The 22,219-nt window shown below is 62.1% G+C and carries 14 protein-coding genes; 6 read left to right on the top strand and 8 right to left on the bottom strand.

Annotated features, from left to right (window positions below; all coding sequences use genetic code 11):
- Nucleotides 1-9: 9 nt before the first annotated feature.
- Together V8J55_RS10755 and V8J55_RS10750 are read right to left on the bottom strand one after the other, a co-directional pair.
- Nucleotides 10-1,545, bottom strand: coding sequence for a carboxylesterase/lipase family protein (locus V8J55_RS10755; RefSeq protein ID WP_336445591.1), 1,536 nt, complete (start codon nt 1,543-1,545; stop codon nt 10-12).
- Nucleotides 1,546-1,611: 66 nt separating this feature from the next.
- Nucleotides 1,612-3,279 (bottom strand): tannase/feruloyl esterase family alpha/beta hydrolase, encoded by a 1,668-nt coding sequence (locus V8J55_RS10750; protein WP_336445590.1) that lies wholly within the window; start codon nt 3,277-3,279, stop codon nt 1,612-1,614.
- A 138-nt stretch (nt 3,280-3,417) separates the two neighbouring features.
- Here V8J55_RS10750 and V8J55_RS10745 point away from each other — a divergent pair, with 138 nt between their 5' ends.
- Together V8J55_RS10745 and V8J55_RS10740 are read left to right on the top strand one after the other, a co-directional pair.
- Entirely contained in the window at nt 3,418-3,660 is a 243-nt protein-coding gene (locus V8J55_RS10745; RefSeq protein ID WP_336445589.1) for a hypothetical protein, read from the top strand.
- A 171-nt stretch (nt 3,661-3,831) separates the two neighbouring features.
- Entirely contained in the window at nt 3,832-6,501 is a 2,670-nt protein-coding gene (locus V8J55_RS10740; protein WP_336445588.1) for a TonB-dependent receptor, read from the top strand.
- A gap of 97 nt (nt 6,502-6,598) precedes the next feature.
- Here the strand turns inward: V8J55_RS10740 and V8J55_RS10735 are convergent, their stop codons facing one another.
- Together V8J55_RS10735 and V8J55_RS10730 are read right to left on the bottom strand one after the other, a co-directional pair.
- Complete coding sequence (locus V8J55_RS10735; RefSeq protein WP_336445737.1) at nt 6,599-8,353, bottom strand: class I adenylate-forming enzyme family protein; 1,755 nt, start codon at nt 8,351-8,353, stop codon at nt 6,599-6,601.
- A 562-nt stretch (nt 8,354-8,915) separates the two neighbouring features.
- Complete coding sequence (locus V8J55_RS10730) at nt 8,916-10,316, bottom strand: GntP family permease (protein WP_336445587.1); 1,401 nt, start codon at nt 10,314-10,316, stop codon at nt 8,916-8,918.
- A gap of 157 nt (nt 10,317-10,473) precedes the next feature.
- Between V8J55_RS10730 and V8J55_RS10725 the strand changes: the two genes are divergently transcribed.
- From V8J55_RS10725 to V8J55_RS10715, 3 genes are all read left to right on the top strand, one after another.
- On the top strand, nt 10,474-11,988 hold the full coding sequence (locus tag V8J55_RS10725) for a class I adenylate-forming enzyme family protein (RefSeq protein ID WP_336445586.1): 1,515 nt from the start codon (nt 10,474-10,476) through the stop codon (nt 11,986-11,988).
- Between the two features lie 97 nt (nt 11,989-12,085).
- Nucleotides 12,086-12,523 carry an FAS1-like dehydratase domain-containing protein gene (locus tag V8J55_RS10720; protein WP_336445585.1) on the top strand — a complete coding sequence of 146 codons (438 nt, stop codon included), beginning with the start codon at nt 12,086-12,088 and terminating at the stop codon, nt 12,521-12,523.
- The gene (locus V8J55_RS10715; protein ID WP_336445584.1) at nt 12,520-12,975 is read left to right on the top strand and encodes a MaoC/PaaZ C-terminal domain-containing protein; all 456 of its coding nucleotides are present in this window, start codon (nt 12,520-12,522) and stop codon (nt 12,973-12,975) included. The genes V8J55_RS10720 and V8J55_RS10715 overlap by 4 nt, the downstream gene beginning before the upstream one ends.
- A 79-nt stretch (nt 12,976-13,054) precedes the next feature.
- On the opposite strand, the gene V8J55_RS10710 is transcribed toward V8J55_RS10715, so the two are convergent.
- The gene (locus tag V8J55_RS10710; protein WP_336445735.1) at nt 13,055-14,341 is read right to left on the bottom strand and encodes a tannase/feruloyl esterase family alpha/beta hydrolase; all 1,287 of its coding nucleotides are present in this window, start codon (nt 14,339-14,341) and stop codon (nt 13,055-13,057) included.
- On the opposite strand from V8J55_RS10710, the gene V8J55_RS10705 reads away from it, so the two are divergent.
- Nucleotides 14,262-14,828, top strand: coding sequence for a hypothetical protein (locus V8J55_RS10705; protein ID WP_336445738.1), 567 nt, complete (start codon nt 14,262-14,264; stop codon nt 14,826-14,828). The genes V8J55_RS10710 and V8J55_RS10705 overlap by 80 nt on opposite strands.
- A 279-nt stretch (nt 14,829-15,107) precedes the next feature.
- Here the strand turns inward: V8J55_RS10705 and V8J55_RS10700 are convergent, their stop codons facing one another.
- The 3 genes from V8J55_RS10700 to V8J55_RS10690 all read right to left on the bottom strand — a co-directional run bounded on the left by V8J55_RS10700 (nt 15,108) and on the right by V8J55_RS10690 (nt 22,061).
- Nucleotides 15,108-18,140 (bottom strand): TonB-dependent receptor domain-containing protein, encoded by a 3,033-nt coding sequence (locus V8J55_RS10700; RefSeq protein WP_336445583.1) that lies wholly within the window; start codon nt 18,138-18,140, stop codon nt 15,108-15,110.
- A gap of 460 nt (nt 18,141-18,600) precedes the next feature.
- Nucleotides 18,601-20,025, bottom strand: a complete 1,425-nt coding sequence (locus V8J55_RS10695) for a tannase/feruloyl esterase family alpha/beta hydrolase (protein ID WP_336445582.1) — start codon at nt 20,023-20,025, stop codon at nt 18,601-18,603.
- A 503-nt stretch (nt 20,026-20,528) separates the two neighbouring features.
- Nucleotides 20,529-22,061: a tannase/feruloyl esterase family alpha/beta hydrolase gene (locus tag V8J55_RS10690; protein ID WP_336445581.1), complete on the bottom strand. Its 1,533-nt coding sequence runs from the start codon at nt 22,059-22,061 to the stop codon at nt 20,529-20,531.
- Nucleotides 22,062-22,219 lie beyond the last annotated feature (158 nt).

The raw sequence follows: 22,219 nt of genomic DNA, 5'->3' as shown, positions 1-22,219 counted from the left end.
TCGCAACGATCAAAGAAGGCCGAGCTTTCCGCCTTTGGCTTCAAATTCCCTGAACAACGAAAGCTTGTCAGCATCGAGCAACGGCTCGGCGTCTGCCGGCGCAATCCTCCAGATCGAGGCGGGGTCCAAGCTGGCACGCTGCCATTTCGGGCGCGAGCGCGCGAGCCCCGGATTTCCGCTTCGCATGAACGCGAGCCAGCGATCCTGGATCGCGTCCGAGACTTTCCTGTCCGTCGCGTCGAAGGTCGCATCTGCGAAGTTCAGCGCACCGAAGATGTAGGGCACCTCGGCCGTGTGAAACGCGCCAAATTGTGCCGGATCGGCCCCGCGCAGAACCTGCTCGAAATGATAGGCGTAGACCGGCACGCCTTCGGCGGAACGGCGTTCGGCCCACAGAAGAAGTCCGGCGACGCGGCGATCGCGCGCCAGCCGAGCGCCCGAGCGCGCGGCCTCGGCATCGGTGGCGTGCGGGTACAGCGCCAGCAATCGCTCGGCCACCGCGCCATATCGTTTCTCAACCTCTTGCTTGAATGCAGCAACGGTTTGCGGGCCCTGCGCGGCCGGAGACTCGTCGCGATTGTAACCGATGATGATCGGAACCCTTGTCGCGAGACGCGCAGCGCGGTCCTCCGGACTGATGGGAAGAATCTTGCCATCGACGATCGGCAGCGGAAAGCCGGCGCCCGCCGTCTTGACGAAATCGGAGCCAGGTATGGCCCGAAGGCCAGCGAGATCAGCGACCTTCGCTTTCGCCATGGTCGCAGCGCCCATGCTTTCGGCGAGCGCGTACGGCATTGTCGGTATCCCGAGTTCCGGGCCACTCTGAAGAATGGCGCGGTCGAAGAGGCCATGGGCGAGCGGCGATACGAGCAACGCATTGACGATGCCTGATCCCGCCGATTGGCCAGCGACGGTCACATTGGCCGGATCCCCGCCAAATTGCGCGATATTGGCACGAACCCATCGCAGCGATTCCATCGCGTCGAGAAGGCCCTGATTGCCCGAAACGCCGAGCGGCGAAGCGCGCGAAAGCTCGGGGTGGGCGAAGAAACCGAAGGCGCCGAGCCGGTAATTGATCGTGACCACAACTGCGCCTTTGCGCGCGAGCCCGGCCCCGTCATATGCGGCAATATCGGCACCGCCAGCCTGGAAGCCGCCGCCATGGATGAAGACATAAACGGGCCGCTTGGCCTTGGTCTTTTCGGGGGTCCAGACGTTGAGATAGAGACAGTCTTCCGACCGCTCCCCTGCTGTCAGAAACGAGGCTGTATAGGGTCCGAACGGTTTTCCTTCGTCCTGCTGGCAGGAGGGTGCGAACCGCGTTGCCGCACGCACGCCCGGCCATGGCTTGACCGGCTGCGGCTCGCGCCAGCGCAGGTCCCCGACGGGCGGTTCGGCGTAAGGAACGCCAAGGAACACGCGTACGCCCTCCTTCTTGATGCCCTCGATCGTGCCCGCAGCGATCTTTGCGGTCGGCTGTGCAAGCGCCGGACTTGCGACCATGAGGCCGCCGGCCAGCGATGCGACTAGAAGCAGATTTCGCATTGTCTCAATTCCCCTTGCGCACGCGCGCAGCTTGTTGTCGCCTCGAGCGATCGGCTGTCTTGCCGTTCACCGGCATGTGAAGTTCGCAGCATCGTCGATCGAGCCGCTCCCCTTATATTTGGCTTTCTTCGGCCAGGCGCAGGCGAGGCGGCTCCGCACGACATGGGCGGGCTGGCCGGTCTTCAACGCCACCGGATTGTCATATTTTATGGCAACCAGGGCTTCAGGCGCCGTGCCGGACCCGGCCCATCGGTCCAGAGCTTCCAGATAATCGATCGTGTCAGGGCCGTGGCCGCCGTCGCAATGCGCGACTCCAGGCAGCATGAAGAGGCGCACATGCTCCTCCGCACGGCGCCCGACACTCCTCTGAACAGCGGCATGGTAGCGCAGGCTGTTGCCCGCGGGAATCGCTGCATCGTCCCAACCATGGTACATGAGCAGCTTGCCACCGCGCCCGAAGAAAGGCCGAAGGTCGGGATTGACCGCATCGATGGCCTGGCCCGGAAAACGTCGCGACGCTGCGAAATCCCGGTCGAGATCGAAGTTTTCCGGCGACCATGCGGGATCGCTGTATACCATGTAACGCATCAGGTTGGTCGCCATCCCCGGCCCGCCAGCTTTGGCGCCTGTCAGCCATGCTTCCCACTCATATTCGCTGCCGACGGGCAAACCGGGCATGATTTCGCGTCCCTGACGATCATAGGTGCCGCGGTAGATCGCCTTCACGGTGCCGACTTCCGATTTCGAAAGACAGCTTGCTCCGGCGGCGCCCTTGCATTGAAGCACTGCGGGGTCAAAGCGGCACGCCGCCGGTCGATCAATCAAACCATCCCTCAGGCCATCAAGCCCGTCGCATTTCGCGATGGCGGCCTCATGGACAAGCTTGAGCTTCGGGCCAAGCGTATCGGCGACGGGCGTTGCCCGCGCGAGACGCCCGATCCGTGCAAAGGAGGCCATGAGGCCGGTGAAGTCATTGGCCGGAGCGCCGGCAACAATCGCGTCATAATCGTCCGGATAGCGCTGTGCGAGCATCAGCGCATCGCGTCCGCCGTTCGAGCAACCCTGGAAAAAGGCACGTTTCACAGCCGTTCCATAATAGTCCGCAGACAATGCCTTGCCGAAAATCGCGCCCAGATGGTTGGCCCGGTGGCCAAAGTCGACGATCTTCTCGGGCTGTCCAAGGGCCCAAGTGGGCACGAAAGTCGGATCGTGACCGGCATTGGTGACGACCGCGGCATATCCCTTTCCGACGGGCCCCTTTAGCGAGACGGCCGAGAAGGCAAGCCCCCCTTCGAAGCCCGCGCCGCCGAAGCCGACGAACTTTCCGTTCCAGTTTGTCGGCAGCCAGACCTGCAGCTTGATCTCGGACCCATCGACGGGCGCAATCCGGGCGTGGACCCGGCAGAATTCAGGAACATTCTTGCTACCGAACGGCGGCAGGGCTGACCCCGCAGCAATAAACTCGGTCTTATCGACGGTCGCTCCCGCCACCTGCTTGCCGACGAAGCCGTTACAGCGCGTGGCTCCCTGCGCGGAGGACAGGCTGGCAGGCTCGGCGCTGGGCTGCATGGCCTCCGCCAGGCTCGGGCCGCCCTTATCGGACACCGGTCCAAACAGGGCGAGGGTCGCCGCCCCCATTGCGAGATAAATCTTTCCGGTCATCCCATCCCTCCACCAGTCACCGCTGGCTGCAGTGGCTTTCAGCAGCTTGGCGATATCGCCATATTCAGTCAAGCCTGACCGTATAGTAGATTCTAAATTGCAATCACCTCTGATTGCAATTGACATGAGGAAAGGCGACGATGATAGTCCGGGGAGCAGCCGGGATCGTGACGCACACGGGATCACCGTGGCGACAGGGAGATGGGATCGATGCAGCAGGCCACACACCAAGATCATGCGGCACAGGCAACAGCAACCGCGACGATCTTGAACTTCAAAGCGCCCTCCCTCCCCCCTATGCGCGCGGAGGACGAAACCCCGGGCGCCAAGACGCTGAGGACCGGAATGAGGACGCCGAACCTGCCGCGCGTCAATGGCGTGCTGTTAGGGGCGATCCTCATTCCCGCCGTCATGGCGATCATGGAAGCGATGCGGATTCTCTTTGCCGATTAGGTAATATTCTTGCGGAGATTCCCGGCCGAGAAGACACTGCAACAAAGCATCACGCCACAATTAAAACAAGCATGCTTGACTGTTTTTTGTTGACTCGCATCGTGGCTCGCTCGAAAAGCGCCTCGAAGAAAGCCCGGTGAGCGCGGCGAAAATGGGAAGGATGTCAAGAAAATGGTTCGCGGAACAGCAAGTCTCGTCAGCACGCTCGCTGCAACGACCGCTCTTCTGGCTGTGGTATCGGGTTCGCCCGCCTTCGCTCAGGAGCTCCTGGAAAACGATGCCGCCACGCAGGACGCGCTGGAAGCTGATGGAACGCCCACCGATGAAGAGATTATCGTTACCGGGACGCTGATCCGCGGCATCGCGCCGACGGGGACAAACGTCGTCAGCGTGAACGCGGAAAAGATCGAGGCCACCGGCGCGATCAGCACGGTCGATGTTCTCGCAAAAATTCCTCAGATCTCGAACAGTTTCAACCGGGTTCCGGTATCCTCAACCGGCGACGCCGGGACGACGATCTACAAACCGAATATCCGCAACCTCGCAGCAAGCGGCGCCAACACAACGCTCGTCCTCGTCGATGGCCATCGTCTGGTGGGCGCCGGCGTTCTGTCGTCGGTTCCCGACCCCGACATCGTTCCACCGGGTGTCATCGAGCGGATTGAAATTGTTCCCGACGGCGGTTCATCGATCTACGGCTCCGACGCCATCGGCGGCGTGATCAATATCATCACGCGCAAACAGTTCGACGGCGTAGAAGTATCGGGACGCTATGGTTTCGCCGACAATTATCAGCAGTTCGACATCAACGGGACTGTCGGCAAGAGCTGGGACAGCGGGTCAGCCTATCTATCTTATGTCTATAATGAGAATGACGCGATCTATGGCCGCGACCGCGACTATGTGCGGCAGATCACCCCGACCAACTCCTGTTCCCCGGGCACGATCCTCGTTGGTTCGACGACCTACGCGCTTCCTGGACGTGTTGCCGGCACTGCGAACAGTTGCGACACGAGCGACAATGCTGCGTTCATTCCGGCGCAGAAGCGGCACTCGGTGTTCGCGGGGCTCAACAATGAGCTTAGCGACAATGTCTCTATCGACGTCCGCGCCTTCTACACGCGCCGCGAAACCCATAGTTTCAGCGACCAGTTTCGCGCCTCACGCACGATTACGTCCGCGAACCCCAATTTCATCCCGGCCTTTGCCGGCAACGCCAGCCAGACGATCAACTTCAGCTATGGCCCGGTCGTCGGGCCTAGCAGCCGGAACAGCACGACGCTCAACGAGTGGGGTGTGACCCCCGAGATGACGTTCAAGCTTGGAGGCGACTGGCGCCTGCGCGTGCTCGGCAACTATGGGCGCAGTGTCACCCGGAACATTCAGCCGGCCGTGAATGCGGTCGCGGAAGCGGTGGCTCTTGGCAGCAGTAACTCGGCGACCGCGCTCGATCCCTATGACCTCCCTTCGACCCCCGCGGCGGTTCTCGACTCGATCCTCAATTATGAGGCCTATGGCGAAGCCGAGCAGGACCTGTTCAACACGCGTGCCATTGCCGACGGCTCGCTATTCGACCTGCCGGGCGGCGCGGTGCGCATCGCGTTCGGCGCGGAATATAGCCATGAGGTCTTCAAGCGCATCGCCGGCAATCATGTTCCTGGCGATTTCAGTCCGCTTGCGACGCCGCAGGGAAAGCATGAACGCGACACCAAGTCGCTCTTCGGCGAAATCGCCATCCCCGTGTTCGGAAGCGACAACGGCTTCACCGGCATGCGCTCGCTCACCCTGTCGGCCTCGGGTCGCTACGATGACTACAGCGACGTCGGCAGCACCTTCAATCCGAAGGTCGGCCTGACCTGGAAGCCGGTCGACGGCGTGTCGATCCGAGGCAATTATGGCGAGTCGTTCAATGCGCCAAGCATGCCTGACAAAGTTCCGCAGGTTCAGCTCCAGAATCTTGGCGTGAGCCCCTTCATCCGGCCCGGTGAAGAGCTGGGTCCGGGCGGCATTCCGACCTTGTTCCGCCCGACGATCCTGATCGCCGGCGTCGATCCCGATCTGCGCCCGCAGACGGCCAAGACCTACTCGATCGGCATGGACATCAAACCGGCTTTCGTTCCAGGCCTGAACCTCAGCGCGACCTATTATAATATCGCGCTCAAGGACCAGATCACGATCGCCTTCTCGTCGAACACGGCCGTGCTCTTCTCGCCGGCCTATGCCCGCTTCCTGACCTTCAACCCGACGCAGGCGCAGGTCGATGCCGTCCCCGACACCCTTCCGATCTCGGGCGCGTCGTCGATCGCGGCGCTCTATGCCAACCCGCTTCTGGCTCCCTATCTTCTCTATGACGCGAGGGTTCAGAATGTTGGAGCGGTCGATCAGGACGGCCTCGACTTCAATGCCTCCTATCTCACCCAGACCGGGTTCGGATCGATCAACGCCAATGTCACGGGCACCTACATCCTGAACCGCAAGGTGACCGCGGTCGCCGGGCAGACCCCCATCGACGATCTTGCGGCGAACACCAGCCGCCTCAATCTGTCGGCGACGCTCGGTGCGACCATCGGCGGCTTCAGCGCCAATGCCACCTGGTACCATAGCGCCGGCTTCAAGCTGCAGAATGTCCCGAACCAGACACGTGTGAAAGCGTTCAATGTCGTCGATCTCTTCTTCGCTTATGACGTGCGCGGCGAGGGAGTGTTCAACGACCTCGCCTTCACCCTCAGCGTGAACAATGTGTTCGACCAGGATCCGCCGTTCATCAACTCGGGGACAGGCTACACCAACGGCTCGACCTACGGTCGCCTGGTCCAGTTGGGCGTCCGCAAGAAATTCTGATCGGACCTGCTCCGGATTGCACCGCAGGGCTGCGGCGCACAGCGCCGCAGCCCTTTTTCTGGCCGTTGAGAACGAACCGGGGCAGCGAGCCCGCAGGCTAGGCGGCATGTGCGGCGGCGAAGAGCGCCTTCAGATCCTTCTTCAATATCTTGCCATTGGCGTTGCGCGGCAATGTGTCGGCTGAGAATCGGATCGCGACCGGCACCTTGAACGCCGCGAGCCGAACGCGAACCCAGTCCTGCAGTTCGGCCTCGGTCGCAGTAGCGCCGGGCGCAAGATGGACCACTGCAGCCGGCTCCTCGCCCAGGGTGCGGTGCGGCAGGCCGATGACCGCGCAATCGGTCACCGCCGGATGCGCGTAGAGCGCATTCTCAACCTCGGACGAATAGATATTCTCGCCGCCGCGCAGCACCATGTCCTTCGCGCGATCGACGATGTAGAGGAACCCTTCGGCGTCGAGCCGCGCGAGGTCGCCGGTTCGCACCCAGCCGTTCACGAAGGTCTCGGCAGTGGCATCCGGCTGATGCCAATAGCCCTTCACGATCATCGGGCCGCGTACCCAAAGTTCGCCGACCGTCCCGACAGGGAGCAGGCTCACCCCGTCATCGTCGCGTATTTCCAGATCGGCGACCGGGACCGGCGGGCCCGCGCTCGTCGGCCGGTTCAGATAATCCTCTGACGAATGCGATGTGACCGTCGCCATGGTTTCGGTCATGCCCCAGCCATTTCCGGGCAGCGCGCCGAATTCCTCGTAAATGCGCTTTACCAGTTCGGGTGCCGAAGGGGCGCCGCCATAGGCGATAGCTTCAAGCGACGAGAGATCATATTTCGCGCGGTCGGGATGCTCGATGAGCTGCCATGCGATCGTCGGAACGCCACCCGTAGCATGAACCCGCTCGCGCTCGATGATTTCCATAGCCTGCACCGTGTCCCATTTGCGCATGAAGATGATCGTGTTGCCGGCGACGAGGCTGCCCATGAGCGACGCGGAACAGGCGGTGACATGGAACATCGGGATGACGAGCAGAACCGTGCGCGGCGCGGGCTCAGGTACCGGCTCGCCGCGACGCAGGAAGCTCCGCGCACCGGCGAACCCGCCGGACAGGATATTGGTAACGAGATTGCGGTGCGTCCCTAGTGCTCCCTTTGGATGGCCGGTTGTCCCGCTTGTGTAGAAAATGGTCGCTGGATCGTCGCTCTCGAGGACCACCACTGGCCGGGACGCAACGACGAGTCCCGCCCAGTCGCGCGGATGCCCGATGAGGTCTTCGAGCGCCAGAAAGTTGTCGGCCTTATCCGCCGAGCGCGCGACAATCACATTCTCGATCGCGGGCATCGCACCGATATGTTCGCGAATACGCTCATGCCGTTCGCCATCGACGATCAGCAGTTTGGCACCCGAATCCTGGATGCCATAGGCCAGTTCGGCACCGGTCCACCACGCGTTGAGCGGGACGGCGATCGCGCCGATCGACGCGATCGCGAAGAAGATGACAGGCCATTCGGGAAGATTGCGCATCGCGAACGCGACGCGGTCGCCTTTCGCAATTCCCATGCCGACCAGCGCATGGGCGAGCGCAGCGGTTGCGCGCCAGTTCGCTTCGTAGCTGACGCGCTCGTCTTCGAGGATGGTGAAAACCCGCTCGCCATGCCCACGCGACAGATCGAGAAGCTGACCCAGATCGTGCGGCGCATGCTTCCAGACGCGCGTCATGATGCCGTCGATCTCGACGCTCTCGATCTCGAACTTGCTGCCCGGACCGGTCAGGGCCGCGGTCGCGTCGGCAAGCGACATTGCCGGCCAGGCCGGATCGAGCGGTACGATCGGCTCGCCGGTCGGTTCATGCGCCATCGACATCATCTCCGCTTTTGCCCACGCGGCTCCTGGCGGCGCGAGTCTCCATCCTTACGATCCGATCCCCGGCCGCAAAATGCAACCAGGTTGCAAGGCCCGATCATCCCCGTCCCTGGTGAGAGGCACCCGCAATCATCGAGGCAAGAGCGCCCCCGCACCCGCATCTCCCAACAGGCGGACGCAGGGGCGCCGCTGCAGATCCGCCGGCCGAGAGGGTCGCATTCCAGACCGGCGGATGCTGGACGAGCACCGGGAGGGCCCCCCACCCGAGCAAGGACCGGGCCAGCGCGGCCGGACTAGGCTCGGCCGTATGATTCGTGAACAAAAAACAGTCAAACTTGACTGCAACTTGCAATTTTCCTTCCCAGTGCGGCTTTGTTGCATCACATTGTTTCGCGAGCAACTAACGGGCGCCGGCCGCCCGAAAGAGCCCGAGTTGAATGCGTCGATGCGAACGGCAGCCCACCTTGCATATCCTCTTCCCCGTACGGCCTGTCTTCGCACGCAGCCGACGCCCTCCCCGATCCAAGCCCTCGAAGGGCGCGCACCCGCTACCCCGCTAGACAAGCGACGTTGCATAGAAAATGCCAATCGCGACGAAGGCGGTCGCCGTCTTGATCAACGTGATCACGAAAATATCCTTATAGGCTTCGCGGTGGGTGAGACCGGTTACCGCGAGCAGCGTTATAATCGCGCCATTGTGCGGCAGCGTGTCCATGCCGCCAGACGCCAGCGACGCGATGCGGTGCATGACTTCGAGCGGAATATCGTGCGCTTCCGCCGAGGCGATGAAACGGTCGGCAAAGGCGCCGAGCGTGAGGCTGAGGCCGCCCGACGCCGACCCGGTGATCCCGCAGAGGATGTTGGTGGTGATCGCGGCATTGAGCAGCGGATCTTTGATGGTCGCGAGCGCGGTCGCGATCTGACGAAAACCCGGCAGGGCGGCTATGACCGCGCCGAAACCATATTCGGAGGCGGTATTAAGCGCCGCGAGCAAGGACCCCGCGACGGCGCTCTGCCCCGCACTGGCGAAGCGTCCCCGGATAGCCGTCCAGCCGATGATCAATGTGACCGCAATGCCGAGAAGCAATGCGCCCTCGACGGCCCACAAAGCGGCGTTGGCCTTTACGTCCTGTGAAATCAGCATCGAAGCGGGCGAGGCGGGATCGAGATGCGCGGTCGCCGTCGGCCCATAGGCTTCCGGCAGGACCGAGAGAATGAGGCGATTGCCAAGACCCACGATCAGGAGCGGCAGGAGAGCGAGCCACAAGGGCATGCCCGAGGCCTCCTCGACCTGCTCGGGCTCGTTGCGATGCTCCGTGCCATAGCCTTCGCCGCGGGCGAGCGCGCGGCGCCGCTGCCATTCGAGATAGGCGAGGCAGCAACCGAAGGTGAAGGCGGCGGCGAGCAGGCTCAGATAGGGTGCGGCATAGGCGTCGGTGCGAAAGAAAGTGGTGGGAATGATATTCTGAATCTGCGGCGTCCCGGGAAGCGCGTCCATGGTGATCGTGAAGGCAGAAAAGGCGATGGTCGCCGGCACCAGGCGTTTGGGAATATCGGCGCGCCGGAACATCTCGGCGGCAAAGGGATAGGTCGCGAAAACGACCACAAACACCGACACGCCGCCATAGGTGAGGATCATGCCGACAACGGCGATCGCAAGAATGGCGCGTTCCGCGCCCATGAAGCGTGTGATGCCGGCGACAATCGAGCGCGCGGCACCCGACACTTCGATGAGCTTGCCGAAGATCGCACCCAGGAGAAAGACAGGGAAATAGAGTTTCACGAAGGTCGCGAGCTTGTCCATGAACAGGCCGCTGAACGCCGGCGCCACCGCACCGGGGTCGGTGAGCAACACGGCGGTCATCGCGATGAGCGGGGCGATCAGAATGACGCTGAAGCCGCGATAGGCGAGAAAGATGAGCGCCGCGAGCGCGCCGAGACAAATCACCAGCCCCATTTCACCGTCTCCCCTTCTCCGACGCCGCGGCGCCTTTGCCGACGGTGTCATGCACAAAAAAACAGTCGTGACTACTCGTAAATTATATTGAAAGTGCATATAGAGTGACCCGACGGCCGGACCCGGAGCAACCTGCCAGCAGCTTGGGAGATATGATATGCTCTTGCCAGAACTTATCAGTCACAATGGCCGCTGGCGGTCGCGTCACCCTGCCATCGTCAGCCGCGGCGGAACGCTGAATTGGGCCGATTTCGCGGCGCGGATAGACCGGATCGCCGCAGGACTGGAAGCGGCGGGTCTTGCCGGAGAACGTGTCGGCATCGTCATGGACAATGAGCCGGCCGCGATCGAAATCATCTGCGGCGCGATGCGCGCAGGCGCGGTCGCCGTTCCCCTCAACATTTCGGTGTCGGATGCGACGATCGAGACGCTGCTCGTCGATGCCGACATAAAGGGTCTGTTCGTGTCGCCGGCGCATCGCGGGCGCATCGGCGGACGTGCGCGCGGCCTGGCGACCCTCCAGATATCGACGGGCGATGCGGCGGATGGCTGGCAATCCTTCACGTCCTGGCGCGACCGCCAGCCCATCCTCTCTGCCCGGCCCTTCCCTTCCGGCGACGTGCTCTGCAACATCATCTATTCGTCGGGCACGACAGGCGCGCCCAAGGGAATCGTCCATTCGCATCAGGCGCGAGCGAACTGGGTCCATGATCTTGCGCATGCGCTCCGCTATCATTCGGGCGCGCGGACGCTGCTTACGACGGGGCTTTATTCGAACATTACGTGGGTTGGCATGCTGCCGACGCTGATGCTCGGCGGCACGCTCGTCCTGCAGGCTAGCTTCGATGCGGCCGAGGTCCTCGACGCGTTTCGATACGAGCGGATCACGCACGTCTCGATGGTTCCGATCCAGCTCCAGCGGATCGTCGACCTTCCAGGTTTCGACCCCGCGGCTTTCGGGTCGCTGCAAAGTGTCATGTGCTGCGGCTCGCCGCTCGCGGCGGACCTCAAGTCGAAGCTCATCGAGCTTCTTCCCGCGGCTTTCTTCGAACTCTACGGATCAACCGAAGGGATCATCACCACGCTCGCCCCCGAGGAGGCAATCGCGCATCTCGCATCGGTGGGTCGTCCGCTTCCGGGAGAAAGTCTTGCGATAGTGGGCAACGACGATCACGCGCTCCCACCTGGAGAAGCCGGGGAAGTCGTGGCGCAGAGCCGGTTCGCTATGGAGGGCTATTGGCGCCGCCCGGATGCCACTGCCGAAATGACCTGGACCGACGAAGACGGCAAGCGCTGGCTCCGTTCGGGCGACATCGGTCGCATCGACGCAGACGGCTATCTCACGATTACCGACCGCAAGAAGGACATGATCATTTCGGGCGGGCAGAATATTTATCCTGCCGACATTGAAGCCGTGATTCTCGGGCACCCCGATGTGAGCGACTGCGCGGTCATTGGCGTTCCGAGCGAGAAATGGGGCGAGACGCCGCTCGCGCTCGTGGTGCCGCGCGACAAGGCGGTGTTCGACCCGGGAACAGTTCTGGTCTGGGCGAACGAACGCCTCGGTCGTCAGCAAAAGGTGAGCGCGGTCGCACTGCGGCCCGACCTTCCTCGCAACCCCAATGGCAAGCTTCTCAAGCGCGAACTGCGCGCTGCTTACTGGCCGGAGTAAGACTCGCGATGCCGCAACCTCGTCGCCGGGATCCCGCGGCCCGTGTGTTCGCTGGCGGATCTTTTGCAATTCACGCGCACACGCCGGAGCGGCGCACGTGAACCCTGGGCTCTTCGACAGGACGACGCGCGGCCTGAGCTTGCCCGACGTCACCCTGACGGTGGATGCGCGGGCGGTTTCCTTCTTTGCCGAGACGCTCGGGATGCCGCCGGCGCCCGATGGATCGGCGCCGCCGACCTTTTTCACATTCGTCGATGCAGCGGCTGACGTCGCCCGGCGCCGACGGGGCGAGCCGACAATTCTCGAGCGGATCCGCTGCGATCAGAATTATCTCCTGCATGGAGAGGAGAGCTATGATTTGATGGATTCAATCCGCGCGGGCGACCGGCTTACGGTCCGTGCCCGGATCGCAGACTTCTACGACAGCAGCAGGGGCCATCTCGAGTTTGCGGTCATCGAGCAAAGTGCCGTCGAGGAGGCGCGCGGCCTCCTGCTTCGGGCGCGCCGGGTCTATATTCACAGGATGATCGCATGACGGTAATTCATTCGCCAGACGATGTTGCAGTCGGCGACAGCCTGCCTACGCTTCGGTTCGGTCCGGTGACGCGGGCGATGCTCGCGCGCTATGCCGCCGCTTCGCTCGACTTCAACCCCATCCATACCGATACCGACTTTGCGCGCGCTGCGGGGGGCGAGGATGTCATCGCACATGGAATGCTGTCATTCGGCCTGGCCGCGCGGCTCGTCTCGGAATGGGCGGGCGCCGACACGGTACGTCATCTCGCAGGCAAATTCACCGCGATCACTCATGTCGGCGATGAGATTGTCGTAGGTGGCCGCGTACGTGCCATCAAGCTTGGCAAATCGAACCGCGAGATCGAGGTCGAACTTATTGTGCGCGTGAAGGGCAAGGAAACGGTTGTGGCCGAGGCGCTCGTCGCACGGCCTTTCTCGCCAAAGCCGGGTCCCCCGGACAAAATCCTCTAGTCCGGCAACCGGCCCTTGGCCGCAGCTCCGGCCGCGACCAGGAATCGGGGCCGTCGGAGACGGCCCCTTGCCCGGCGCCCTATTTGCAAACGAAGCTGGCGGCTTCGGTCGTCGGTCCCGATCCCTTGTAGCGGGGAGTCTTGGGCCAGGCGCAAGCCGGACGGGTCTGGATGGGCTTGGTCGCAAGACCGGCGAAAGCCAGCTTGTCATCCTCATATTTGGTTGCGATCAAACGCTCGGGCGCGGCCCCGGTCTGGACCCAGTCGTCCAGAGCGCCAAGCGAATCGAGGTTGCCTGGACCGGTCCCCCCGCCGCAGTGCGCCATGCCCGGTACCATGAAGAGACGCATCTGGTCCGCGCGCTTGCCCGCCGCAGCGCGCGCCGATTCGAAATAACGGATTGAATTACCCGCCGGAATCGCCGGATCGTCCCAGCCATGGTACATCAGCAATTTGCCGCCACGATCCATGAATGGCCGCAGATCGGTGGCAGTGGCATCGATGATCGCGGCCATGCGCTGTTTCGCGACCGGATAGTCGCGATCGAGCACGAAGCGCGAGCGCTCCCAGGCTGCATCGCTATAGACCATGTTGCGGAAGAAATCCTCGGCCATGCTCGGCGCCTGGCTCTTGGGAGCGGTGAACCAGTTCGACCATTCGAGTTCGCTCCCCGGCGGAAATCCCGGCATGATCAACGCTCCATCGCCCGTGCGCGTACCCTTGTAGATGGCGCGAACGGCGGCCACCTCGGGCTTGGAAAGGCAGCTCGGCCCTGCGCCAGCCTTGCACTGCAGAACAGCGGGATCGAAACGGCATTTTGCCGGATTGCTGATCAGTGCATCCTTTGCGCCGTCGAGGGCGTCGCATTTCCTGACTGCAGCTTCATGGACCAGCTTGAGCTTGGGTCCCAGCGCATCGACGCCGGGAGACAGACTCGTCAGCGCACCATTTCGCGCGAAGGACGACATGAGCGCAGTCCAGCTGTTCGCAGGCGCTCCTGCGATGATGCCGTCATAATCCTCGGGATAACGCTGTGCGAGCATCAAGGCGTCGCGCCCTCCGTTAGAACAGCCCCAAAAATATGAGCGCTTGGCTGGAGCACCATAATAAGCGGAGATGATCGCCTTTGTGGCAACGGCCCCGACATGGTTGGCGCGATGTGCGAAATCGACGATCTTCTCGGGGTTTCCGAGCGCCCATTTCGCGCCATCGGACACATCATGTCCTGCGTCGGTAGTCAGGCCCGCGTAACCATTGTTTACGGGTTTCGTCAGCACCAGTCCGTCGATGCTCAGACTGCCGTTGAAGCCGCCGCCGCCGAACCCCAACATCTTGCCGTTCCAGTTAGCGGGAAGCCAGACCCGAATTTTGATTTCCGATCCAGCGGCAGGCGAGAGGCGCGCGGACAAGCGGCACACAGCAACGTCGGACTTTGTTCCGAACATGCTGGTCGATGCACCGACATCGAGGAAATCCGCCTTGTCGATCGTTGCGCCGCCTATTTGCTGGCCTGTAAACGAGGAACAGCGATCCCTGGTCGACGCCGTGGCGGCGGATTGCGCCGTGGCGGACGGCACCGGTGCTGCCGGTGCTCCGAACATCGCGGCCGCCGCCGCGGCAGCTCCGGAAATCGATAGCCCGAAAACCCTCAAGTTGCTCTTGCGCATGTGCTCCCCTTCCCGATGCCACCTCGACCAGGCCGATAACTCCGCTCAGGCATATAATCCGCATGCCATATTTGCAATCAGTTCTGTTCGTAAGTTAACAGTTTCCCATGTGCCGGTTGATCCGAGATGGGCCGCCAGTCCCGTCACGCCGGGACGCGTCGCAGCTGACATTGTCAGCGGCATATAAAATTGGCAGCATCGTCGGTGGAGCCCCGGCGGGTATAGCGCACCATCCTGGCCGGGGGCAAAGCAGTCGGGTGCGAAGTGGCCTGGTCGGCTGGCCGATCAATGCCAACAAATCATTGTCGAACTTGCCGGGCAGGCGTCGCGTCGGGCGCCAGCGCTCGTCATCCTCGATGATCCGGCCCGCCCCGAACGTCTTCCGTCCTCGATTGTCTCAAGCGCCAAAATGAAAAGGACTGCCTGCCGCAAGCAGCGGCAGGCAGTCCTGTTTCGTTCGCCCGGTTCAGAAAGACCCGGTCACCTGCAGCGACACCGACCGTCCGAACGGCGTGCCGCGGCCGGCATAATAGCTGCCAAAGCCGTTCACGACCGTCTGCGGATCCTTGTCGAACAGGTTGAGGATCGTGATCGATCCCCTGAGCCCCTTGAGGATGCCGGCGTCTCGGCCTTTGAAGTCAGTCGAATAGCCAAGGTTGAGATCGAAGGTGGTGTAGGAAGGTATTTTCACCGGGATCGGGGTTTTCTGGCCGAATACCGGGTCGCGATTGTCGTCGTTCGTGAACGACCCAAGATAGTTGGCAAACAGGGTCGTTGTGAAACCGCGATATGCAGCGCCCACGCCCGCGCGCCCGCGCCATTTGATCGGCGTGTTGATCAGGTTGATCCGCGATTCCACGGGCGCGCCCGGGCCGATGGACTCGTCGTTGCGCAAGATGACGTTCGCCGACGCCGTCGCATTGAGCGATACCTCGCCTGCCGTACCCATCCAACTCAGGTCAACGTCCAGGCCTTCGGTCCGGGTTCGGCCAAGATTGATGAAGCGCGAGTCGATCAGTCCCTTTATGCCGCAGAAATTCGGAAAAGCGGCCAAGGCCCCCACACCGCTCGTCGAGCCGTAAATGGGCCTCGACAAATATCCCTGCAAGGTCGGATCGGCAGTCGAAAGGTCGGCGTTCGAACAGGTGGCCGGATTGCTGATCGGGATGACGAACTGCTCATAGCCGCGATAGGTCGGCGGCGTGCTGCCAGGATCCCTGCCCTCAAGGAATTTCTGCAGCGTCAGCGGGAACACGACCCGGTTCTTGAAATCGATATTATAGTAGTTGATGCTCGCCCGGAAACCGCCACCCGGCTTCAGTTCCGCGCCAAGCGTCCAGTTCGTCGAGGTTTGAGGCCGGATGTTGGGATTAGCGCCGAACAGCAGCGCCATGTTCGGAATGACGCACTGACCCGGAATGATGTTGCCGCAAAACGCTTCGGGCAAGAATGAGATCGGCGAGAAGCGCAGATCGACCTGCGCGAGGCGTCCTGCCGCCGTCGCCTGGCCCGCGTTATAGGGCTGGATGAGATTGGTGACCGTTCCAGACACATAGGCAGACGGATTGAGATCGGCCAGCGTCGGTGCCGTGTAGGAGGTGCCCCAGCTTCCATAAAGCGTCAGGAAGTCGTTCACTTCCCAGGTCGCTCCGAACTTCGGGTTGGTGGTCTGACCGACGTCGCTGTAATCGTCATAGCGAACGGCTGCGTTGACCACGAAACTCTTGATGAGCGGAACGTTCATTTCCTCGCCGACGAACGGCACATAAACTTCGCCAAACGCCGACCAGACAGTCCGGTCGGCAAGGCTGTTTGCCTTGTTCGTGAGCTGGACCACCGCATTGTTGGTGCCGGCGACCGAGGTGTTCACATTGTAATTGAACGTCTTGATGCGTTCCCCGCCCACAGCGGCCCGAACAGTGCCGCCCGGAAGATCGAAAAGCGGACCGTTGAACTTGATAACGGCGTCATCGAGGCCATTGTGCCCAATCTGGGTTTGGTTGCCGCGGAAGGTTGCAAGCTGCGCGGCCGTCACGGAATTGCTGCTCAGCGGGTTGATCGCGCCGATATCAATCTGATATTGCAGTGCGACGGGGTTGGTATAGCTCCCCTCGACGAGACAATAGCCGCACCCCTTGTTACGACCGTAGGTATAAAAGGCCTCGACCTTCCACTCGAATGGCAGGCTGGCCCGCACCCCGGCAGTCACATTATAGGTCTCGTCCGAGCCCTTGAACAACTTCGGTCCACCATCCTTCAGCGTAGCATATTGCACGTTGAGATCGGCACCGGGGGCCACGCCGGGGATCCCGCTGATATAAAAAGGGTTGGGTGTCGCCGTCACGGCGCCGGCACTGTTGCGCAGGAACTGGCGCAGGACGACCGGCGTGACGGAGCTTACGCCCTCGCCCGAGCGGGTCAGAGTCTCTCGGTTGAGATAATTGCCCTGGAGAAAGACTTCGACATTGTCGCCCAATTGCTGGTTGGCATAGATCGCAACCTGGTGCCGCTCCAGATCGCCAACATAGTCGGTGAAGTCCGCGAGATCGGAGAGATTTGGATCGTTCAGACGAAGCTGAGCGGGACTGAGGCCGACGTTGGCACCGGTAGGGAGACCATAATAGGTATTCGCAAAGGCGCGCGGTATGGTCGCGTTGGCGGGCCCGGCAACGACGATGTTCGGCACGAAGCCGGTCGTTGCGTTGGCACCGTCGATCCGACGATCATAGCCGCCGAGAGGGCGTCCGTCGAAATCGAGATAGGGGCTTTTGCCGGCTCTGACGGAATCACGGTGAGTGTAGCCATAGGCGACCAATATATTGCCGGTGTCCCACTTCGTTCCGACCGTGGCGTCCGCGCCATATTCCATGCCGCCGCTATTGTTGTTCGCGCGGAATGTGACTTCGGCGCCGTCATAATCCTTGCGGATGATATAGTTGATCACCCCGGCGACGGCGTCGGAGCCGTAAACAGCCGAGGCGCCGTCGGCGATGACCTCGATACGCTGCAGAGCTGCGAGCGGAACCTGGTTCACTTCGGTTCCATTGGTGTTTGTACCCACCTGGACGCTCCGGCGTCCGTCGATCAGGATCAGCGTGCCCGCGCTTCCCCCAAGACCACGAAGACTAACCGTGTTTGCGCCCGAAGAATTCTGGAGAGAAATGGTGCTGCGACCGCCGTCGCTGTCATATTCCCCGGAACGGACCTGCGGCAACGTGCGGAGCAACTCGGCCGGGGTGGAATAGCCGGCTTTAACAGCATCGTCGGCCGTTACCACGGTCGACAGATTGCCGACCGGCTTCACGCCGGAAATATTGGTCCCGGTAACGATGATCGCCTCGTCGGCGGCACGTTCGTCGGCGTCCGTGGAACTGCCGGTGCTTGAGACCGCGTCCGGTTCGGATGTTGTGGATTGTGCGAATACGGTCCCCGTCACGCCAGCCAGAACCAGCGCAGCAGTGCTGCACGCAAGACGCAGTGATATTGCAGTTTTTGTCACAAGCCCTCCCCCATCGATTAGCTTTCGAGCCATCATTTCCCGGCTCGCGAATACGAACGACTCGCTTAAAACCGGGACACAACCGGGATAACGCGACATGGTTGCTTGTCAATTTATAAGCGGGCTTGACTGCATGTTATTACTGATAGCCAGTCGCTCGCGCCGCAGACCAAATCGACGCGAATGAATTCCGCCGACGCGCCTTCGCTCTTCATCGCCGCCGCCCAAGACGGATGAACGGGGCGGCTTCCTCGATTGAAAGAATCGCATTTTGCCGGATCGTTGGCGGCCTGCCCCATACGCAAACGACGATCAGTTTTACGGCCACTGTCTATATCCGTGGCTGCTATGCGGCCGAAGCCGGTGGTAATCATCGCGCCACCCGCCAATGACGCACCCGAGCGCGGCCTCCGCTGCCGCGACGGGAGATGGCTTGGCGCGCCTCAGCCGCTCGCCGAAATCAACGACAGACAAAGCTCGCGGCATCGTCGGTAGACCCTTTGCCTTTATAGTGCGCCGTCTTCGGCCATGGGCAAAGCGGCCGGGTGCGGAGCGTCTTGGCTGGCTGTCCGATCAGCGCGAGTATGTCGTTGTCGAATTTGGTGGCGATGACCCGCTCGGGCGGCTTTCCCTGCTCGACCCAACGATCGAGTTCGCGCACCATGTCGAACTTGTTCGGACCGGGGCCAGCGAAGCAATGCGCCATCCCGGGCGCCATGAACAGTCGCACGCTCTTCTTTGCCGAAGTCGCACCGATCTTGCGCCGCACATCTTCATAATAGTCGATCGTATGGTCGGCGGGAACGCGCGCGTCCGACCAGCCGTGCCACAGGATGAGCTTGCCGCCACGTGCTGCGAACGCCCGAAGATCGGGGCCGACATCGACAATCGATCCCGTCTTCTGCACCGCCAGCGGATAATCGCGGTCGAGCTGGAAGCTCTCGGGTTTCCAGTTCGGGTCCTGATAGACCATCCACCGGAAGAATTCCGTCCCGAAGGCGCCTGTTCCCTGCTGCGAGGGGTCGAGCCAGCCATTGGCATTGGCCGGAATATCCTCGTCGCCCAGCGCGAGACCCGAATAGATGCGCTTGCCGGTCTGGAGGCGCGGTCCGTCGTAAATCTTGCGCAGCGCATCCGCTTCAGCCGTCGTGAGGCAAGACTTGTCGTCACCGCCCTTGCACGCAAGTTCAGCCGGGTCGAAGCGGCAGGCTCTCGGATTTTCGAGAATGCCGTCCGTGACTCCGTCGAGCGCGTCGCATTTCGCACGGATCGCCTCGGACACGGCCTTGATCTTCGTGGGGAGCGTTGCCGCCCCTGGCGTCTGGAATATCGTCTGGTGGTACCAGAGGAAGGCAGACGTCATCCCGGTCCAGTCGAACGCAGGGGCGCCGGCGATGATGCCATCATAATCCTCGGGAAAGCGATTTGCCTCCATCAAGGCGTCACGCCCGCCATTCGAACAGGCGTTGAAATAGGCCCGGCTCGCCGGGCGGCCGTAGTGCGCCTCGATCAGCGACTTGGCAAAAGCCGCACCGACATGGTTCGCCCGGTGCCCCCAGTCGACCACCTTTTCGGGCTGTCCTGCCGCCCAGCTGGCGCCATCAGCCGTCTTGTGGCCGGCGTCGGTAGCGAGGCCCGCATATCCTTCAGCCAACCCTGAACGAAGCGTGATCGCAACCGAGTCAAGTCCGCCGCTGAAGCCGCCACCGCCAACGGCAAGCAGCTTTCCATTCCACGCCTCGGGGAGCCAGACCTCGACCTGGATTTCGGATCCCGCGACCGGCCGCAGGACCGCGCTCACGCGGCAGAAGGGTGCCGTCGCCTTCAGGGCCGACAACGGCCCCGATGCGAGGCTTCCGCCGGAAGCGACGCTAACAGCGCTCATGATCTGGCCTCCGCCCACGCTCGTACCCACCAGCCGCACACAAGCCGTGTTGTCAGATGCCACAGGTGGCGCGGCGCCGGTGGGCGTCCCCGGCGCGGCCGCGAGGGGCAGCGTCGCCCAGCCGGCAGCGACCGCAGCCGAGCAACAAAGCGCGATCTTCGGCAAAAGCTTAAACGTCGTCATTTCAACCCCACGCCCTATCTTCGCTGCAAGTGAACGGAAAGGTTGCACGCTCCTGCAGCAAGATCAACATATTACGATCAGTTCTGACCGTATGTATCGAGCTCCCCGACATATGGCTCGGGAGGTTCGGCAACCCGCGTCCACCGTTCCCCGACCAGAGCCGGCAAGCGAGGGTTCATTCGAAGAACGACCGTTCGTGCCATACTGCCCCCGGCGTGAACGCACAGGCGCACAGCCAGTCGGGTCAATAGGACGCGATCGGCATCAAGGCCCCTCGCGGCGATCCACGGGACTGCAGAACCGTAAAGCCGCTAGATCCCTCATCGACAGACAAAACTGCTGGCATCTTCGACGGGACCTGACCTGTAATGCGGTGTTTTCGGCCACGGACAAGCGGGGTGCGTTTTCAGCACCTTCGTCGGCTGGCCGAGCTTGGCCTGGATTTCATTTTCATATTTGGTGGCGACGAGCTGTTCCGGTGCCGTTCCGTTCTCGACCCAGGTCTCGAGCGCGCCAAGCGTATCGAGCGACCCCGGGCCGTTGCCTCCGCCGCAGTGGGCCATCCCCGGCACCATGAAGAGGCGCATTTGGTCGGCTCTCGATCCCGCGGTGCGACGGGCCGCACCGAAATAGTCGATCGAATTTCGGGCAGGTATCGCCGCGTCATCCCAGCCATGATACATCAGCAGCTTGCCGCCGCTGCGAAGGAACGGGCGCAGGTCGGTGTCGGTGGCATCGACGAGCGGGCCGGTGTCCCGTTTTGCCCGCGGATAGTCGCGGTCGAGCACGAACGAATTTTCATCCCACTTCGGATCATTGTAAACCATGAAGCGGAAGAAATCCCGGCCCATCCCCGGAGCCGGGCCATCGGGTTTGGTGAACCAGCTGCTCCACTGATATTCGCTGCCAGGCGAATAGCCGGCCATGATCAATTTACCGTCGCGGGTGCGCGTGCCCTGATAAATGCCCCGAAAAGCGGCTACCTCTGGCTTGGAGAGGCAGCTCGCGGTCGACGTCGCATTGGATTTGCACTGAAGCACCGCCGGATTAAACCGGCACTGGTTCGGGTTCCCGATCAGCCCGTCCCTGGCTCCGTCGAGCGCATCGCATTGTTTCATCACGGCGTCGTGGACCAGCCCAAGTTTCGGTCCGAGTGTATCCACACCGGGCGACAGGCGCACGACCTGCTCGTTGCGCCGAAACGAAGACATCAAGGCTGTCCATCTGTTCGCCGGTGCCCCGACTATGATCCCGTCATAGTCGCCTGGATAGCGCTGCGCCAACATGAGCGCATCCCGCCCGCCATTCGAGCATCCGTGAAAATAGGAGCGTTTGGCAGGAGCACCATAATATTGATTCAGGATTGCCTTTGCCGCGACCGCGCCAAGGTGGTTCGCCCGGTGCCCGAAGTCGGCAATCTTCTCCGGATGGTTCAAAGCCCATATGACCTTGTCGGAATGATCATGCCCTGCATCGGTGGCCACGGATGCATAGCCTTTGTTGACGGGGTCGGTCAGCGCGATGCCGTCAATCACCAAGCTTCCGCTGAAACCACCGCCTCCGACCCCGTACATCTTGCCGTTCCAATTGGCCGGCAACCACACGCGGATCTTGATTTCTGAATCGGGGCCGGCCGAGACACGCGCCGACACCTTGCAGATTTCGGTCGCGGCCTTTTGTCCATAAGGGCTTGTTGCTGTGCCGACTGCAAGAAATTCAGCCTTGTCAATGACCGCGCTGCCGACCTGACGGCCCTCCAGGGCTGCACAAGTTTCCGCGCTCCCGCTCGCCGCCGGCGCCTTGTCCTCGGCCGAACGTGCGGGAACCGGGAAACTATAGGATATGCCGCTCATCAAGGCCGCAAGCCCGACAAGCGATCCCCCCAGTCGCAGCTGCCCTATTCTCGCCATCTCTTGTCCTTTCGACTTCAAGGCCCGCCGTTGCCAACACGTCATCTGAGCAACGAGAACACGGCCTTTCCAACCAAACAGTATCGGCAGCCGCAAACGCG

Source organism: Sphingopyxis sp. CCNWLW2, assembly GCF_037095755.1.
In the GTDB taxonomy this organism is placed as follows: Bacteria; Pseudomonadota; Alphaproteobacteria; order Sphingomonadales; family Sphingomonadaceae; genus Sphingopyxis.
The sequence above is the reverse complement of the archived record's forward strand: the minus strand, read 5'-3'. Positions and strand labels throughout refer to the sequence as shown.

Bases quoted from the DNA above. Each gene is read 5' to 3' on its own strand.
- V8J55_RS10755 (WP_336445591.1), bottom strand. From the start codon at position 1,545: ATGCGAAATCTGCTTCTAGTCGCATCGCTGGCCGGCGGCCTCATGGTC.
- V8J55_RS10745 (WP_336445589.1), top strand. From the start codon at position 3,418: ATGCAGCAGGCCACACACCAAGATCATGCGGCACAGGCAACAGCAACC.
- V8J55_RS10740 (WP_336445588.1), top strand. From the start codon at position 3,832: ATGGTTCGCGGAACAGCAAGTCTCGTCAGCACGCTCGCTGCAACGACC.
- V8J55_RS10735 (WP_336445737.1), bottom strand. From the start codon at position 8,353: ATGGCGCATGAACCGACCGGCGAGCCGATCGTACCGCTCGATCCGGCC.
- V8J55_RS10730 (WP_336445587.1), bottom strand. From the start codon at position 10,316: ATGGGGCTGGTGATTTGTCTCGGCGCGCTCGCGGCGCTCATCTTTCTC.
- V8J55_RS10725 (WP_336445586.1), top strand. From the start codon at position 10,474: ATGCTCTTGCCAGAACTTATCAGTCACAATGGCCGCTGGCGGTCGCGT.
- V8J55_RS10715 (WP_336445584.1), top strand. From the start codon at position 12,520: ATGACGGTAATTCATTCGCCAGACGATGTTGCAGTCGGCGACAGCCTG.
- V8J55_RS10705 (WP_336445738.1), top strand. From the start codon at position 14,262: ATGCTCAGACTGCCGTTGAAGCCGCCGCCGCCGAACCCCAACATCTTG.
- V8J55_RS10695 (WP_336445582.1), bottom strand. From the start codon at position 20,025: ATGAGCGCTGTTAGCGTCGCTTCCGGCGGAAGCCTCGCATCGGGGCCG.
- V8J55_RS10690 (WP_336445581.1), bottom strand. From the start codon at position 22,061: ATGAGCGGCATATCCTATAGTTTCCCGGTTCCCGCACGTTCGGCCGAG.